General features: G+C 73.8%; 14 protein-coding genes and 1 riboswitch. Of the genes, 2 read left to right on the top strand and 12 right to left on the bottom strand.

What is annotated here, in order from left to right:
* Positions 1–271: 271 nt before the first annotated feature.
* From GL259_RS16690 to GL259_RS16745, 12 genes are all read right to left on the bottom strand, one after another.
* On the bottom strand, positions 272–1,213 hold the full coding sequence (locus GL259_RS16690) for a Ppx/GppA phosphatase family protein (RefSeq protein WP_159533574.1): 942 nt from the start codon (positions 1,211–1,213) through the stop codon (positions 272–274).
* Positions 1,210–1,755: a DUF501 domain-containing protein gene (locus tag GL259_RS16695; RefSeq protein WP_159533576.1), complete on the bottom strand. Its 546-nt coding sequence runs from the start codon at positions 1,753–1,755 to the stop codon at positions 1,210–1,212. Before GL259_RS16695 ends, GL259_RS16690 begins: the two co-directional genes overlap by 4 nt.
* A 39-nt stretch (positions 1,756–1,794) precedes the next feature.
* Positions 1,795–2,271, bottom strand: coding sequence for a septum formation initiator family protein (locus GL259_RS16700; protein ID WP_159533578.1), 477 nt, complete (start codon positions 2,269–2,271; stop codon positions 1,795–1,797).
* Positions 2,272–2,380: 109 nt separating this feature from the next.
* Entirely contained in the window at positions 2,381–3,661 is a 1,281-nt protein-coding gene (gene eno / locus GL259_RS16705; RefSeq protein ID WP_159533580.1) for a phosphopyruvate hydratase, read from the bottom strand.
* A 276-nt stretch (positions 3,662–3,937) separates the two neighbouring features.
* Positions 3,938–4,669: a transglycosylase family protein gene (locus tag GL259_RS16710; protein ID WP_159533582.1), complete on the bottom strand. Its 732-nt coding sequence runs from the start codon at positions 4,667–4,669 to the stop codon at positions 3,938–3,940.
* Positions 4,670–4,673: 4 nt separating this feature from the next.
* A riboswitch (cyclic di-AMP (ydaO/yuaA leader) is annotated at positions 4,674–4,843 on the bottom strand.
* A gap of 205 nt (positions 4,844–5,048) precedes the next feature.
* Positions 5,049–6,047 (bottom strand): transglycosylase family protein, encoded by a 999-nt coding sequence (locus tag GL259_RS16715; protein WP_159533584.1) that lies wholly within the window; start codon positions 6,045–6,047, stop codon positions 5,049–5,051.
* Positions 6,048–6,254: 207 nt separating this feature from the next.
* Positions 6,255–7,577, bottom strand: a complete 1,323-nt coding sequence (locus GL259_RS16720; RefSeq protein ID WP_159533586.1) for a cytochrome P450 — start codon at positions 7,575–7,577, stop codon at positions 6,255–6,257.
* 51 nt (positions 7,578–7,628) lie between these two features.
* Complete coding sequence (locus tag GL259_RS16725; RefSeq protein ID WP_159533588.1) at positions 7,629–8,618, bottom strand: nucleoside triphosphate pyrophosphohydrolase; 990 nt, start codon at positions 8,616–8,618, stop codon at positions 7,629–7,631.
* 76 nt (positions 8,619–8,694) lie between these two features.
* Complete coding sequence (locus GL259_RS16730; protein WP_159533590.1) at positions 8,695–9,342, bottom strand: SurA N-terminal domain-containing protein; 648 nt, start codon at positions 9,340–9,342, stop codon at positions 8,695–8,697.
* Positions 9,343–9,534: 192 nt separating this feature from the next.
* Positions 9,535–11,031 (bottom strand): serine/threonine-protein kinase, encoded by a 1,497-nt coding sequence (locus GL259_RS16735; protein WP_279578651.1) that lies wholly within the window; start codon positions 11,029–11,031, stop codon positions 9,535–9,537.
* Between the two features lie 38 nt (positions 11,032–11,069).
* Complete coding sequence (locus tag GL259_RS16740; protein ID WP_159533595.1) at positions 11,070–11,753, bottom strand: hypothetical protein; 684 nt, start codon at positions 11,751–11,753, stop codon at positions 11,070–11,072.
* 215 nt (positions 11,754–11,968) lie between these two features.
* On the bottom strand, positions 11,969–14,107 hold the full coding sequence (locus GL259_RS16745) for an N-6 DNA methylase (RefSeq protein ID WP_159538699.1): 2,139 nt from the start codon (positions 14,105–14,107) through the stop codon (positions 11,969–11,971).
* Positions 14,108–14,305: 198 nt separating this feature from the next.
* Here GL259_RS16745 and GL259_RS16750 point away from each other — a divergent pair, with 198 nt between their 5' ends.
* Positions 14,306–14,782 carry a hypothetical protein gene (locus tag GL259_RS16750; RefSeq protein WP_159533597.1) on the top strand — a complete coding sequence of 159 codons (477 nt, stop codon included), beginning with the start codon at positions 14,306–14,308 and terminating at the stop codon, positions 14,780–14,782.
* 183 nt (positions 14,783–14,965) lie between these two features.
* Positions 14,966–15,769, top strand: a complete 804-nt coding sequence (locus tag GL259_RS16755) for a hypothetical protein (protein ID WP_159533599.1) — start codon at positions 14,966–14,968, stop codon at positions 15,767–15,769.
* The last annotated feature ends 11 nt before the right edge of the window (positions 15,770–15,780 follow it).

Below are 15,780 nucleotides of genomic sequence, written 5' to 3' on the forward strand. Positions count from 1 at the left end.
TCGAGGGGGGTGTGAGGCCGTTCGGGACCCCCTCGGAGGGGTCGCCCGGAGGACCGCTTCCGACCCCTTCTGAACATGTTCAAAGGGGGCCGAGCCCCCGAAAGGGTCAATGCCGCCCGGTTCTTCGGCCTCCCGGGGACAATTCCTTGTGAAGAACTTCACGAACTTTCCCGGCGGAGCCCGGCCGGGGGCCTCCCGGAGGCCCCCGAAGCCTGCTCAAACGTCATTCGGACTGCTCAGCGGAGTGCCGTCGGCCGGCCGCGGAGGCGGCCTAGGCCACGGACCAGGCGATGCCGTCCAGGATGTCGTGCTCGCTGACCACGACCTCCGCCGCGTCGATCCGCTCCATGATCGCCAGGAGGACGAGGGCCCCGGCGCCGATCACGTCGACCCGGCCCGGGTGCATGGAGGGCACCGCCGCGCGCTCGGCGTGGGTGGAGCGCAGCAGCCAGTCGGTGATCTCGCGGACGCGGTCGCGGGAGACCCGGGAGTGGTGGATGGCCGTGGAGTCGTACTCCGGGAGGTCCTGGGCGATCGCCGACACGGTGGTGACGGAGCCGGCCAGCCCGACCAGGGTGTGCGCCTCGCGCAGCGGGACCGTCTCCTCGGCGCGGTCGAGGGCGGCCTCGATGTCGGCGCGCATGGCCGCGATCTGCTCCTCGGTGGGCGGGTCCGTCACGGCCCCGTCCCGCACCAGGTGCCGCTCGGTCATCCGTACGCAGCCCACGTCGACGGAGCGGGCGGCGCGGACGTGGTCGTCCCCGACGACGAACTCGGTCGAGCCGCCGCCGATGTCCACCACCAGGAACGGGCGGCGCAGGTCCGCGCGGCCCGCCAGTTCCCTGGTGGCGCCGGTGAAGGAGAACTCGGCCTCCTGGTCACCGGTGATGACCTCGGGCTCCACGCCCAGGATGTCCAGCACCCCGCGCACGAACTCGTCGCGGTTCTCGGCGTCGCGGGAGGCGGAGGTGGCGACGAAGCGGAGGTGTTCCGCGCCGTGCTCCTTGACGATCTGCGCGTACTCGCGGCAGGCGGCGAAGGTCCGCTCCAGCGCCTCGGGGGCCAGCCGGCCCGTGCGGTCGACGCCCTGGCCGAGCCGCACGATCGTCATCCGCCGGTCCAGGTCGGTCAGTTCGCCGGTCCCCGGGTCCGCGTCGGCCACCAGGAGCCGGATGGAGTTCGTACCGCAGTCGACGGCGGCCACTCGGGTCACTGGTTCTCCTCCTTCGCGGTGCCGCCCTCCGGCGACGTCACGCACGGGCCCTTGCGCCACCACTCCGGCAGCATCGCCAGCGCCTCGTCGCCCAGCGGGTTGACCCCGGGGCCGGCGGCCAGCGAGTGGGCGACCAGGACGTGCAGGCACTTCACCCGGTCCGGCATGCCGCCCGCGCTCGGGAAGTTCTTCAGCTCCTCGATCTCGTCGCGGCGCCGGACGTAGTCCTCGTGGGCGGCCCGGTAGGCGGCGGCCAGATCGGGGTCCGTCCGCAGCCGCTCCGTCATCTCCTTCATCACGCCGTTCGCCTCCAGCGTCCCGATCGCGGAGTTCGCCTTCGGGCACGTCAGGTAGTACAGCGTCGGGAAGGGGGTGCCGTCGGGCAGTCTCGGCGCGGTCTCCACCACGTCCGGCTGCCCGCAGGGGCAGCGGTGCGCGATGGCGCGCAGCCCGCGCGGGGGCCGGCCGAGCTGCTGCTTGAAGGCCTCGACGTCCGCGTCGGTGGGCTCGGTGCGCGGGGTCGTGGGCGGGGGCGTTTCCATACCTGTCTTTCTGCGGCTCTCAACAAGGGGTCACTGGGGTCACCGGCCGGCGGCGTCGGCCTTGTCGACACCGTCCCAGACGTTCGCGTACCAGGGGCGGTCGGCCGCCCCGAGGTCGGTGTGCGACGTCCCGGCCGGGTCCGGGTCGATCACGATGTAGCCGGTCTCGCCGGGCATGACGTAGTGCAGCCGCCGGCGGATCTCCTGCTCCGCGTAGGCGTCGTCCTGCCAGCGCGCCTTCAGGTCGCGCAGCCGTTCGACGCGCTCGCGGGCCTCGTCCTGCTCCTGCTGGAGGTCGGCGATCTCGGCGCGCTGGGAGACGTACTGGCGCATGGGGTAGGCGAGGGCCACGATCAGCGAGCAGACCACCAGGGCGAGCAGCGCGGCCCGTCCGGTCAGCCGGGAGCGGCGGGCCTGGCGTTTGGTCTGCGAGCGGTAGACCCGGGCCGCGGTCTGCTCCCCGATCAGCCGGATCCTGGTCGCGGTGGAGAAACGGTCCCGGTCCTTCACCGCCATGTCCCGCCTCCGGTTCGCCTCGATGCGTGTTCATACGTGCGTACGTCCCCGCACACGGTACGGGACCGAGTACGGGGACGTACGTACGACGCTGCTACAACAGCGGTGCTCAGCCCTTGAAGCGCGGGAACGCGCTGCGGCCGGCGTACACCGCGGCGTCGTCGAGGATCTCCTCGATGCGCAGCAGCTGGTTGTACTTGGCGACGCGCTCGGAGCGGGCCGGGGCGCCGGTCTTGATCTGGCCGCAGTTGGTGGCGACGGCCAGGTCGGCGATGGTGACGTCCTCGGTCTCGCCGGAGCGGTGGGACATCATGCACTTGAAGCCGTTGCGCTGGGCCAGCTCGACGGCGTCCAGGGTCTCGGTCAGCGAGCCGATCTGGTTGACCTTGACCAGCAGGGCGTTGGCGGCGCCCTCCTCGATGCCGCGGGCCAGGCGCTCCGGATTGGTGACGAACAGGTCGTCGCCGACGAGCTGGACCTTGTCGCCGAGCTTGGCGGTGATGGTCTTCCAGCCCTCCCAGTCGTCCTCGAACAGCGGGTCCTCGATGGAGACGAGCGGGTACGCCTCGACGAGCTCGGCGTAGTACTCGGTCATCTCGGCGGCGGAGCGCTCCTTGCCCTCGAAGACGTAGGAGCCGTCCTTGTAGAACTCGGAGGCGGCGACGTCGAGGGCGAGGGCGATCTGCTCGCCGGGGGTGTAGCCGGCCTCCTTGATGGCCTCGAGGATGAGGTCGAGGGCCTCCCGGTTGGAGCCGAGGTTCGGGGCGAAGCCGCCCTCGTCGCCGAGGCCGGTGGCCAGGCCCTTGCTCTTCAGGACCTTCTTCAGGGTGTGGTAGACCTCGGCGCCCCAGCGCAGGGCCTCGGAGAAGGTCTCCGCGCCGATCGGGGCGATCATGAACTCCTGGATGTCCACGTTGGAGTCGGCGTGCGAGCCGCCGTTCAGGATGTTCATCATCGGCACCGGCAGCAGGTGCGCGTTCGGGCCGCCCAGGTAGCGGAAGAGCGGCAGGTCGGAGGCCTCGGAGGCGGCGTGGGCGACGGCGAGCGAGACACCGAGGATGGCGTTGGCGCCGAGCGAGCCCTTGTTGTCGGTGGCGTCCAGGTCGAACATCGCCTGGTCGATCAGGCGCTGCTCGGTGGCGTCGTAGCCGACGAGCTCCGGGCCGATCTGCTCGATGACGGCCAGGACGGCCTTCTCGACGCCCTTGCCCAGGTAACGGTTGGCATCGCCGTCACGGAGTTCGATGGCCTCGAAGGCGCCGGTGGAGGCGCCGGACGGGACGGCGGCACGACCCGTGCTGCCGTCGTCGAGGCCGACCTCGACCTCGACCGTGGGGTTGCCTCGGGAGTCCAGGATTTCCCGGGCTACGACGACGTCGATGGACGGCACGAGCATCTCCTTCTTGGATGTGACGCGGGTGAGCGGGGCCACTCAGGCCCTGCGAGTCCGAGCCTAACCGGCTCCGGGCGATCGGCATCCGGTCGCCCGTGTCGTGGACAGGAGCGAGCTTAGATTGTTTCCGCACGGAACAAAGCCGTTCCCGGAAACCCGGCGGAAACCGTGACCCGGCGGAGCCCGTGAAAAACCCCGCCCCGGTGCGTACGGGGGAACACGCACCGGGGCGGGGAGCCCGTGGGGACGGGGAGGGGCCGGAGGCCGCTGTCCTTACTTCAGGTGCAGCTGCTGGCCCGGGTAGATGAGGTCGGCGTCCTCGACGATGTCGTCGTTGAGCTCGAACAGCTTCGCCCAGCCGCCCTCGACGTCGTGCTCCTGGGCGATGGAGCTCAGGGTGTCGCCCTTGACGACCTTGTACTCGCCGTCGCCCTTGGCGACCTTCTCGCCGGTCGGAGTGGTGACGGTCTTCTTCGCGGCCGGGCGCTCGGCGGAGCGGGAGGCCTTCTGCCCGGTCCCACGGGTCTCGGCGGAGCCGGCGCCCTGCTCCTGACCCTGGGCGGTCTGACCCTGGCCCTGCGAGCCCTGCGAGGAGCCGCCGTCCTGGGTCTGGGCGGAGCCGCCGCCGTAGGGGGCGTTCGACAGGTTCACGCCGCAGACCGGCCAGGCGCCCTTGCCCTGGCCCGCGAGGACCTTCTCGGCGATCTCGATCTGCTGGGCCTTGCTGGCCTGGTCGGCGGTGGCGGCGTACTGCGTGCCGCCGTACGCGGCCCAGGTGGAGGCGGAGAACTGCAGACCGCCGTAGTAGCCGTTGCCGGTGTTGATGGACCAGTTGCCGCCGGACTCGCACTGGGCGACGGCGTCCCACTCGGAGGCGGTGGCGGCGGAGGCCGTGCCGGACGCCACCAGCGGGGCGGCGACGGCGGCGCCGGCGACGCCGACGACGGCGATGGCGCGGGTGGCCTTGGACGGACGACGGTGCTTGCCCTTGCCGGAGAACAGCATGGATGGATCCCCTCACCGACGCCTACGAGGTGAGCTGTCGGGTTCGGGCCGGTTGAGTTGCCCGGCCGCGCCCCTCACGGGACGCGGCTTCACCCCGAGCCGGATCCGGCGTCAACCGCCCTGATCCGGCGCCTACCTTGGGTCCCCCGCTCCTGCCTGCGGCGCATGACGCGACGACTGTTCCCGTGCTGCCACTGGCAGGATTCGGCGTGGCGGCAGCCGGGGCCCGCGGTGGCGAGCGGTCACGACCGTAGACACGCGATCGGCGGAATTTCAAAGACGATCAGGGCCTCTGAGACCTATCTCTCACCGTCTGCAAAACGGACATTCAGCACGAAACGTGACGTCAACTGTCGCCGTCCGCCCGCCCCTTCGGGCGTCACTCCCTGCCCGGCTCGACCCCGACCTCGAGCTTCTGACCGGGCAGGATGAGGTCCGGGTCGGCACCGACGGCCTGCTCGTTCTCCGCGTAGAGCGCACGCCATCCGCCATCGAGCTCAAGGGAGTCGGCGATGGACCAGAGACTGTCGCCGGAGCGCACGGTGTAGGACCCGTCCGCGGTGTCGCGGGGGGCGTCGGCGCCGCGCGAGGCGTGCCGGCCGGACGCCTCGGCGGTGCGGTCCTCGCCCTCGCCCTCCTCGGCGCTGGCGCCGCGGTGGCGGCCGGCCCCGCTGTCCGTGAGCGCCGAAGAACCGTCGATCTGCCCGGACTTGTCCGACTCGTCACTTTTCGGCGCGGCCGGGGCGGAGGGGGAGGCGCCGGACCCGGCGTCCGAACCAGCGGACTTGCCGGACTTGTCCGACTTGGGTGATTCGTCGTCCGTGTCCTTCGCGCTCGCCGACGGGCCGGACGACGGCGAGGAGGAGGCGGAAGCGGACGGCTCGTCGGAGTCCGGAGTCCCGGACGCGTCCGGCGCGTCGGGCGAGCCGGACGGCTCGGAGGAGCCGGATCCGCCCGGCGTGGAGTCCTCCGCCACGCCCGTGTCGACGCCGGCCGACGCGGAGCCCTGCTGCAGGCCCGCCGTCAGTCCGCAGGTGCGCCACGCACCGACCCCCTGGTCGGCGAGGATTCTCTCGGCCACGGCTATCTGCTGGCCGCGACTGGCCTGGTCGGGGCTCGGCGCGTAGTCGAGTCCGCCGTAGTTCTCCCAGTCGTCCTGCGTCAACTGCAGGCCGCCGTAGTAGCCGTTGCCGGTGTTCTGGCTCCAGGAGCCACCGCTCTCGCACTCCGCGACCCGGTCCCAGGTCGCGCCGTCGGCCGCGCTGGCGCTGCCGGCCCCGAGGAGCGGGATCGCGATGGCGGAGCCGGTCACTCCGGCCGCGACGAGGAGTGCCGGAGCCTGGCGGGGGCGGCGGTGCCGACCGTTCCCGGAGAGCATGCGGAGACCTTTCGCAAGACAGCAGTTGCCGGCGCGGCGGATGAAGCGGAGGTGCCGCGCTTGATGGGTGAACGTATCGGCAGACGATCACTTGTCACAAGTTCATGCCGCGCAGATCACGTGAAGATCACAGAAATGAGCGCGTGTCATGTTTGCGCTGGTCCGCACGGGCCCGGGGAAGGAGACGCGGAAACCGGGGTTCCCTCGTCAGGCCGCCGGTGGGGTGAACTCCACCGGCAGGGTGCGCAGTCCGCGCATGATGAGCCCGCCGCGCCAGCGCAGTTCGGCGGGGTCCACCGCGAGCCGGAGGTCCGGCAGGCGGGTCAGCAGCGTGGCGAGCGCGGTCTGGCCCTCCAGACGGGCCAGCGGCGCGCCCAGGCAGTAGTGGATGCCGTGGCCGTACCCCAGGTGCTGGTTGTCGCGCCGGCCGAGGTCGAGCACGTCCGGGTCGGCGAACCGTTCCGGGTCCCGGTCCGCGGCGGCCAGGACGACGAGGACCGGGTCGCCGGCCGCGACGCGCTGCCCGCCGATGGTGACCGGCTCGGTGGCGAACCGCCAGGTGGCGAGCTCCACCGGGCCGTCGTAGCGCAGCAGTTCCTCGACACCGGTCTCCAGCAGCGCGCGTTCCCCGGCGGCCAGCGACCTCTGCAGGCGGTCGCGCTGCCCGGGATGGGTGAGCAGGGCGTAGGTGCCGTTGCCGATGAGGTTGACGGTGGTCTCGAAACCGGCGAACAGCAGGATGAACGCCATCGCGGCGGCCTCGTTCTCGGTGAGGTGCTCACCGTGGTCGGAGGCGCGGATGAGCCCGGAGATGAGGTCCTCGCCGGGGGCGGGCTCGGCGGGCAGGGCCTCGCGCTTGCGGTGGATGAGGTCGGCGAGGTAGCCGCGCATCTTCTTCACGGACCGCGCCACCCCGCCCCTCGGGCCGCCCTGGTGACGGATCATCATGCCCGCCCAGTCCCGGAAGTCGTCCTGGTCCTCCCGGGGGACGCCCAGCAGGTCGCAGATGGCGTGAATGGGGAGGGGGAAGGCGAACTCGTGGATGAGGTCGGCGGAGCCGCCGCCCGCGAACCGGTCGATGAGCCCGTCGGTGAGCTGCTGCACCCGGGGCGCGAACTCGGCGACGCGGCGCGGCGTGAACGCCTTGCTGACCAGCCGGCGCAGCCGGGTGTGGTCCGGCGGGTCGATGTTGAGCAGATGCGTCATCAGCTCCGCCTTGCGCTCACCGGGGATGCCGGTCCTGCCCCTGGCGTGCGCGGGCTCGTCGTGGTGCGCCGGGTTCTTGGACAGGCGGGGGTCGGCGAGGGTCTGCCGGGCGTCGGCGTACCGGGTGACCAGCCAGGCCTCGACCCCGCTGGGCAGCCGCGTCCGGTGCACGGGCGCGTGCTCGCGCAGCCAGGCGTAGGCGGGGTAGGGATCGCTCGCGAACTCCCAGGTGAAGAGTTCGGGGGCGCTGTTCCCGGGGCTCCCCGGGTTTCCCGGGCTCTCCGGGCTCTCGGGCCGGGACTGGTGCTGGTGCTGGTCGGTCACCTCTCGACCGTATCCGGCGGCGGACGGGCGGTACGGCCCGGCCGGTGCCGCCTACTCCCCCACTCCCTCGGCGGCCCGCACCGCGTCCCGGTAGGCCCGGGCCGCCGCGCGCAGCGCCGCCTCCGGGTCGACGCCCTCCTCCTCGGCCCGCACCGCGAGGGCGAGCAGGTCGTAGCCGACGCCCTCCGCCCGGGGCAGGGGGACGTCCAGGCCCGCCGTGCGGACGCGGGAGGCGAGTTTGGCGGCGAGGGCCAGTCCGGGCTGGCCGAGGGGGATGCCCTCGGTGACCGAGGTGCGCCGCTTCTCCACCGCCTTGGTGCGCAGCCAGTGCTCCTTGACCTCCTCGGGGGTGGTCGCCGTCGCGTCGCCGAAGACGTGGGGGTGGCGGTGGATGAGCTTGGCGACGATGCCGCCGGCCACGTCGTCGACGGAGAAGGGCTCCTCGGGGTGCTCCTCGGCGATCCGGGCGTGGAAGACGACCTGGAGGAGGACGTCCCCCAGCTCCTCGCGCAGTTCGTCCCGGTCGCCCTCCTCGATGGCCTCGACGAGTTCGTACGCCTCCTCGATGCCGTACTTCGCCAGGCCCCGGTGGGTCTGCCGGGAGGACCAGGGGCACTCGGCGCGGATGCGGTCCATGACCTGCACCAGGTCGAGCAGCCGGGCCCCCGGCAGGTCGTAGGAGGCGGGCAGCAGCTCCAGCTCGGGCATCCGGACCCGGCCGGACCCGGCCAGGCGCGCCAGCCCGTCGGTCAGGGCGGGCTCGCCCTCGCCCGTGGCCACGACCACCACCGTCCGCCCGCCGGCGCAGGCGTCCACCAGGTCCTGGGCGGTCGGGGACGCCTCCTCGACCCGTATCCCCGCCTCGCGCAGGTACGGCAGCTGCGGGTGCGCGCCGTCCGCGCACAGCACCCGGTCGGCCGCGTGCAGGGCCTGCCAGGCCGGCCAGGACAGCAGGCCGGGCGCGACGCGGTGGCTGGTGGTGAGCAGGACGACGCGGCCGGGGGCGGCCTCGGAGCGGGGGGCGGTGCTGGTTGCGTTCACAGCTCCGAAACTAGCCCACACCACCGACGGGCCCGGAAACCGTCCACAGGGTGCCGGGGCCGGGGCGGCCCGGGCGTCACAGGGGCTGCGGGGTCCCGGCCGGCGTGACGTCCCGCACCCACGGGGTCCTGGCGTCGACCCGGCTGCTCTTCTCCACGTCCCAGGTGCCGTAGCGCGGGTTGAGGTCGATGCCGAGGTCCTTGCCCGCCTCGGACAGCGCCTTCCAGAACTCGGGCCGGCCGGTGTCGGTGCCGAGCCGCTCGGCGAGCTTCTGCGCCTCGAGCTGGAGGCGGAGGTTCTCGTCGAGGCGCCGCGGCGGCACGCCGTACTGCTGCAGCCAGGCCGCCTCGAGCGCCTCGGCGCCGCCGGCCTGCTCCTCCAGCCCGGACCGCATCCGCTGGACCTCCCGGGGGGTGACGGTCACGCCGGCGTCGCGCGCGGCGTGCTGCAGCACCCGGTCCAGGACCATGCCGTGCAGGGTGTCGCGGGTGAGGCTGCCGGTGCGGGCGACGGCCTGCTCGTACTGGGCCTCGTCCGGCACGGCCGCCCGGTGGGCCGCACGGACCTCCTCGACCCGGTTCTCCAGCTGCGACACGGTGATCCGCTGGTCTCCGACGACGGCCGCCGCACCCGGATGCGCGTCGTTTCCGCAGGCGGTGAGCAGGGGAGCCGCCGCGGCGATCGCGGCGGTGAGCAGGAGCGCGGTGCGACGGCGGCGGTGCAAGGAAACCTCCCGAGGAGAGTTTGTGCGGCGGTGCACAAAGTCTTGCGGTGATCGATGGTAGGCATCGGCCAAGCTCTGGCCAACCCATTCGACCAACGATTCACGGGGACTTACGGCACCGCCGCGCCCCGCGGCCGGGCGACCGGGCGCCACGGCGCGGCGGCTCCGCCGCCCGGAGCAGCCCGCCGTCCGCTATCCGTGCACCTGCCCCAGCCACTGCAGCGTCCGCCGGATCTCCGCGGCCATCGGGTGCCCGGGGCCCTGGACGCGTTCCACGTCGTGCAGCAGCCGCACCAGCGTGTCGTGCGCGGCGGCGCGGTCGCCGAGGGCGAGCAGGAGGTGGCCGATGCGGCGGCGGACGTCGTGGGCGAGCTGCGGGTCGCCGGCCGCCACGTACTGGTTCTCGTAGTACGCCAGCAGCGCCCGGTACTCGGCGAGCGCCGCCGCCGGTTCGCCGAGCTGCTCCAGGCACTGGGCGGCCTCGTAGCGGTAGCGCAGGGACTGCGGGTCGGCCTGGCCGGCCTCGGCGGCGCGTTCGTCGGCGAGGCGGCGCAGTTCGGGCAGCGCGCGCCGGTACTGGCCGTCGTCCAGGAGGGTGGCCGCGTACTGCTTGCGCAGGGTGCGCACGACCGGGGAGTGCTCGCCGTGCTGTTCGGCGGCGACGGGCAGGATCGCGCCGAGGATGTCGACGGCCTGGGTGATCCGGCCCTCGCCGAGCAGCCGCTTGACCTCGTCGACGGCGGCGGCGACGTCGGCCTTCTCCGCCACCGGCGCGGGCGGCGCGGCGGGGGCGGGCCGGGGCGCGGGCGTGCGCGCGCGGTCCGGCCAGGGGGCGTGCGGGCGCAGGAAGGGGCGGGTGGGGTCGAGGGGCGCCCCGGTGGGCGTGCCCCGCGCGGGCAGCAGCAGCGCCAGGTGCTCGTAGACCTCCTGCGCGGAGTCCGGGCGGTGCTGCGGGTCCTTGGCGAGCAGGCGCAGCACCAGCGCCTCCAGGGCCTCGGGGACCTCGGGGCGGATCCGGCGTACGGGCAGCGGCGGCTCGTACAGGTGCCGGTGCAGCACGCCGAGCGCCGTCGAGCCCGCGAACGGCACGTCGCCGCTGAGCAGCTCGTGCATGAGCACGCCGAGCGCGTACAGGTCCGTGTACGGGCCGACCGCGCCGCCCATCGCCTGCTCGGGGGCCATGTAGGCGGGCGAGCCGATGGGCGAGCCGGTGTGCGTCAGACGCGTGGTGTCGCTGTCCATGACGGAGGCGACACCGAGGTCGAGCACGGTGACCGTGCCGTCCTGCTTCACCATCACGTTGCGCGGCTTGAGGTCGCGGTGGACGATCGGCACGGCGTGCACGGCGCTGAGGACCGCGCACAGCTGCGCGGCCACCGCCACGGTCCACTGCCACGGGTACGGGTCGTGTTCGGCGAGGTGGTCGCCGAGGTCGGCGCCGTCGACGTACTGCATGACGAGGAACAGCTCCTCGCCCTCGCTGCCCGCGTCGTGCACGGTGACCAGGCCCGGGTGGTCGACCTGTGCGGTCACCCGGCACTCGCGCACGAAGCGGCGGCGCAGTTCGTCGGCCTCCTGCCCGGCCACCTTGTCGGGGCGCAGCAGCTTCACCGCCACGCGCCGGTCCAGCCGCTTGTCGTAGGCCGTCCAGACCTGCCCCATGCCGCCCTGTCCGATGAGCGTGGACAGTTCGTAGCGGCCGGCGACGACACGTCCCGCCGTCACGGTCACCTTCCGCCCTCGTGGTCGCCGTGCTGTCCGTACTGCCCGTCCCGGCGGCGCAGGTAGTCGCTGAGTTCGTCGAGTTCGGCCCGCACCTGGTCGATCCGGGCGGGCGCGGGGCGCTGCGGCGGCACGGGGGCGGCCGGGGCGGCGTCGCGGGGACCGGGCCCGGGCGCGGGCGCGGGGTGCGGTCCGTGCGACGCGGGCGGCCCGGGCACCGGGGTGTGGGGCGCCTGCGGCTGCTGCGGCACGGGGGTGGGCGCGTACGGCGACGCGGGCTGCGGGTAGCCGTACGGGGCCGGGACGCCCGGGGTGTGCGTCACCGTGGTGTGGGGCGAGAACGCCGGGTGGCCCGGGTACCGGCGCAGCTGGTTGTGGAAGCGTATGTCCACGGTCAGGAAGTACGCGCTCGCGCCGGCGCCCAGGAGGAGGACGGCGGCCAGGGCGGCGTCGGTCCGGGGGTCCGCCTCCGGCAGCGAACCGACCACCGCCAGGCACGTGATCGACAGCGGCAGGCTCACCCAGGCCGCCGCCCAGTCGAGCGTCTTGCCCCGCAGGATCGCGATCCGGAACAGCGGCACGCAGGCCAGCAGGCCGCACGACAGGAAGCCGACGGCGGCGAACAGCACGCGCAGGGTGATGACCGTTGCCGCACTGCGGGTGGGCGGCGCCGCGCCGTGGCCGTACATGACTGCTCCTGGACCGGTGTATAGCCGATGGGGACGGTGGTGCGAGTGTGCGAGTGGCAGTACTCGGTTGAAGTCCGAGCGTATAGGCCGACGAGCACAACCGGTCCCGGGTTGTACCGAACCGTTGTCGTCCTGATCACTTCGTCCGGGGCGCGGGGGCCCGGCCGGGGCCGTCCCGGGAGCCTCCCGGAGGGCGCCCGGGGGCCGCCCGGCGCTCAGTCGGGCGCGATCGTGCCGTCGGTCAGACCGTCGTACATCCCGCGGACGAGCTGCTCGCCGAGCCGGCCCGCCCGCCTGAGCGCCCGCTCGAACTCGTCGAGGGCCCGGAAGCGCGCGCCGTAGCGCTCCTGCTCCTCCCGGGGGAGCCGGGGCAGTCGGAGGCGCCGTACGTCGAGCCGTGTGGCGGTGGACGCGTAGCTGCTGGCCTGGCGGTTGTTGGCGGTGCCGCGCAGGAACCCGGCGAGGAACCACGCGTCGAGCGCCGCCGGATCGGGCCGCAGCAGCACGAGGTTGCGGCCGAGCGCGGCCCCGGCGGTCGCCTCGTCGACCACCCGCGCGACCGAGCCCCCGCCGAGCACGGGGACGACGACGTCACCGGGTTCGGTGAGCACCGCCTCCTCCTCGCTCTCCGGGAGCGTCCCGGAGGGGCCCGTGCCGGCGAGGACGTCGTGGTCGGTGAGCACGGGCACGCGCGCGGGCCCGCCGTTCCCGCCCGTACGCATCACCAGCGCGCCCGTGCGCGCGAGTTCGCCGACGGTGGTGAGCGGCCGGCGGCCGGGGGCGGCGGGCCGCGCGGGGTCCACGGGCGGCGGGGTGAGCTCGGCGGTCAGCCGCAACGTCTCGCCGAGCCGCCCGTGCACCTCGGCGAGCCGGTCGGCGCCGTCCGCCGCGGCCGGGGGCGGCAGACGGCGGGCCGGGGCGAGGTCGACGTCGTCGTCGAGGAGTTCGATGACGGGCACGGAGCGGGCGAGTCCCGGACGCTCGTCGAGGCGGCCGGTCCGGTCGTGGGCGCGCCACGCCTCGAGAACCGTCTCCCGCACCCCCCGCCAGTCGGGTCCGTCGCGCCCCTCGCCGGCGAACCGCCCCGCGTCGGCGAGCAGCACCTCCGGGTGCGCGGGCGCCTGTTCGGGACGGCGCAGCACCCACAGGTGCAGCGGGATGTTGTACGGGGGCGCCGCGCCGGCCGGCAGCGCGACGACGGCGCGCAGCGCGCCCCGGCGCAGCAGGTCGGCCCGGACACGGCGGCCGGAGCGGCGGGACGCGGCGGCGGGCGGCATCAGCAGCACGGCGGTGCCGCCGTCCCGCACCCGGGCGAGCGCGTGCTGCACCCAGGCCAGCTCGGACTCGGTGCGGGCGGGGAAGCCGTACTCCCAGCGCGGGTCGTAGGCGAGGTCGTCGTGCCCCCAGTCGCGCTCGTTGAACGGCGGGTGGCACAGGACGGCGTCGGCCCGCACCTGCGGGTGGGCGTCGGCGCGCAGGGTGTCGCCGGCGGCGGCGTGCACGGGGGCGCGGGTGTGCAGGGCGAGGCGGAGCGCGGTGAGCGCGGCGAGTTCGGGGGCGCTGTCCTGCGCGTACAGCCGCTGGTCGGGGCAGGGGGTGACGGCGCGCAGCAGGGCGCCGGTGCCGCAGGCCGGGTCGAGGACGGTGCGGGCGGGGCCGGCCAGGTCCGCCATGAGACCGGCGAGGTCGGCGGGGGTGAGCGTGTACTGGCGCGGGTTGGCGTCGAGGTGCCGGCCGAGCAGGAACTCGAAGGTCTGCCGGGCGCCCGGTCCGGCGGCGAGCTCGGCGACGCCCCGCAGGAGGGGCGCGGAGGGGAGGAGCTGGGGCGCGGTGGGGGGCCGGAGGGCGGCGGGACGGGGCTCCGCGGCGGGTGAGGCGTGACGGCCGGGCGGAGGGCTGTGAACAGCCGAGGGGGTGTTCACAGGGTCCGCGCCGTTCACGGGTGAGCCGCTCGTCCCGCCGCCCGGCCGGGGCGTGAGCACCTGTTCCAGCGCCCCGGGCAACAGCGCGGCCAGCCGCTCGTCGGAGCCGGCGCTCACCTCCAGCCAGAGGAGGGGGCGGTCGTGGATCAGCAGCAGGACGCAGCCGGCGTGGGTGAGGGCGGTGACCGGCCCGTCGGGGTGGCCGGCGAGCTGCTGCCAGACGCGTTCGCGCAGGGGGACCTCGGCGAGCTTGCCGTGCCGGCGCAGCCAGTGCTCGACCTCGGCGAGGGCGAACGAGGGGCTGGTCTCGGTGCCGCCGGCCGGCTGGGGGAAGTCGGCGTGCCGGCGGCGCCAGTTGCTGACGGCGGCGCGGCCGACCCCGGCCAGCCGCGCGATCCCGGCGGCGGTCACTTCTGTCGCGCTGTCCTGCATCCCCGGCACCCCGCCCCGCTCTCCTCCGACCTGTGTGGCGTCGAGCATACCGACGTACGCAGGATTCAACGCTTCACGAGCGTGTACTCACACTCTCATGTGAATCATGTTGACTCGGTTCACAGTCTCTGTTCTCATTGACCCAGTGAACGAGCGGTCGCCGTGAGGGCGGTCGCCCATCCGGGAGGGGACACAGTCATGGGCATGAAGAGCAAGATCGTGCTGGGTGCCGTCGTGGGGATCGTCGTCATCGGCGCCGTCTCGGCGAACTCCGGTGACGCGGACGGCGGATCCGGCGACAAGGGCTCCGCGGCGTCCGCGCAGCGGCAGTCCGGCACGAAGTCGGACGGCGGGTCCGACGCGAAGCCCGCCGAGGACAAGGGCGCCGAGAAGGCGTCCCAGGCCGAGCGGTTCAAGGCCTTCGTGCAGAAGAACGGGACGCCCCAGGAGAAGGAGGCCGTCTCGCACGTCACCAAGGTCCAGGGCGCCGACGAGCAGAACGACATCCTCGACGCCGCCGACGTCTACACCGACTTCACCGGCGGCATCATGGGCGAGGGCATGGCCCCCGCCAAGCTCATCGCCTCCGCGTTCGCCGACTGGAAGCAGAGCGAGAACGGCCTCGTCACCGTCTACGACGCCGACGGCGAACTGCTCGGCAACGGCAACTTCTGACCGACGGCGCCCCGGCCGGCGCCGTGCGCCACGCCCGGCGCCCGCGACCGGCGCCCGCGACCGGCGCCCGACGACCGGCGCCCGACGACCGGCGTCGCGGCCCCGCCCGCACACCGCACCAGCGCTCCGGCAGCACCCGGACGCCCACCGCCCGTCCACCGAGAACCCTGGGGGGAACCCGCCATGCGTCGCACCGCACTCGCCGCACTCTGCCTCGCCGCCGTGGCCGCCGCCGGTCTCACCGGCTGCGCCGGCGAGGGCAGGGCGAACAGCGGCACCTCGCGCGATTCGGCCGAGCAGAGCCCGGCCGAGGAGCGCAAGAGCTCACGGAAGCCGAAGGAGGAACCCTTCGCCGGACTGACCGGCGGCGAGATCGCAGAACGGGCCCTGAAGGCCACGACCGGCGCCCCGTCCCTGCGGATGAGGGGCGACGTCCCCGACGAGGAGACCGGCGGCACCCTCCGCATCGACATGGCCCTGGACGAGCAGGGCGACTGCGCCGGGACCCTGGGCATGGACGGCGAGGGCGAGGCCGAGCTGATCAAGACCGGCGACACCCTCTACATGAAGTACGACGAGGCGTTCCTGCGGGCCCAGAGCGAGGGCGAGCCCCGGGCCGACGTGGACGCCGCCGTGGCCCTGCTGGCCGGCAAGTGGACGAAGACGTCCGCGAAGGGCGCGGACGCCGAGGAGATCGCCGGCTTCTGCGACCTCGACCTGGTGCTCGGGGACCTGGAGGACGGCCGGTCGGAGGCGACCCGGGGGAAGACCACGACCCTCGACGGCACGCCCGCGATCACGCTGGAGGAGCGGGAGGGCGGGGACCGCTTCACCGTCTACGTCGCCACCCGGGGCGAGCCGTATCTGCTGCGGATCGACAGCGCGTCCGCCGCGGACCCGGGTTCGCTCTCCTTCACCGACTACGACGAGCCGGTCCCGGCCCGCAAGCCGGCCGGCGACGTCCTGGACCTGGACGCCCTGGGCTGATCCGCCCGCGG

Source organism: Streptomyces sp. Tu 3180, assembly GCF_009852415.1.
Classification (GTDB): domain Bacteria; phylum Actinomycetota; class Actinomycetes; order Streptomycetales; family Streptomycetaceae; genus Streptomyces.

Coding starts and splice junctions, on each gene's coding strand:
- GL259_RS16695 (WP_159533576.1), bottom strand. CDS start 1,755: ATGGAAACGCCCCCGCCCACGACCCCGCGCACCGAGCCCACCGACGCG.
- GL259_RS16700 (WP_159533578.1), bottom strand. CDS start 2,271: ATGGCGGTGAAGGACCGGGACCGTTTCTCCACCGCGACCAGGATCCGG.
- GL259_RS16710 (WP_159533582.1), bottom strand. CDS start 4,669: ATGCTGTTCTCCGGCAAGGGCAAGCACCGTCGTCCGTCCAAGGCCACC.
- GL259_RS16715 (WP_159533584.1), bottom strand. CDS start 6,047: ATGCTCTCCGGGAACGGTCGGCACCGCCGCCCCCGCCAGGCTCCGGCA.
- GL259_RS16740 (WP_159533595.1), bottom strand. CDS start 11,753: ATGTACGGCCACGGCGCGGCGCCGCCCACCCGCAGTGCGGCAACGGTC.
- GL259_RS16745 (WP_159538699.1), bottom strand. CDS start 14,107: ATGCAGGACAGCGCGACAGAAGTGACCGCCGCCGGGATCGCGCGGCTG.
- GL259_RS16750 (WP_159533597.1), top strand. CDS start 14,306: ATGGGCATGAAGAGCAAGATCGTGCTGGGTGCCGTCGTGGGGATCGTC.
- GL259_RS16755 (WP_159533599.1), top strand. CDS start 14,966: ATGCGTCGCACCGCACTCGCCGCACTCTGCCTCGCCGCCGTGGCCGCC.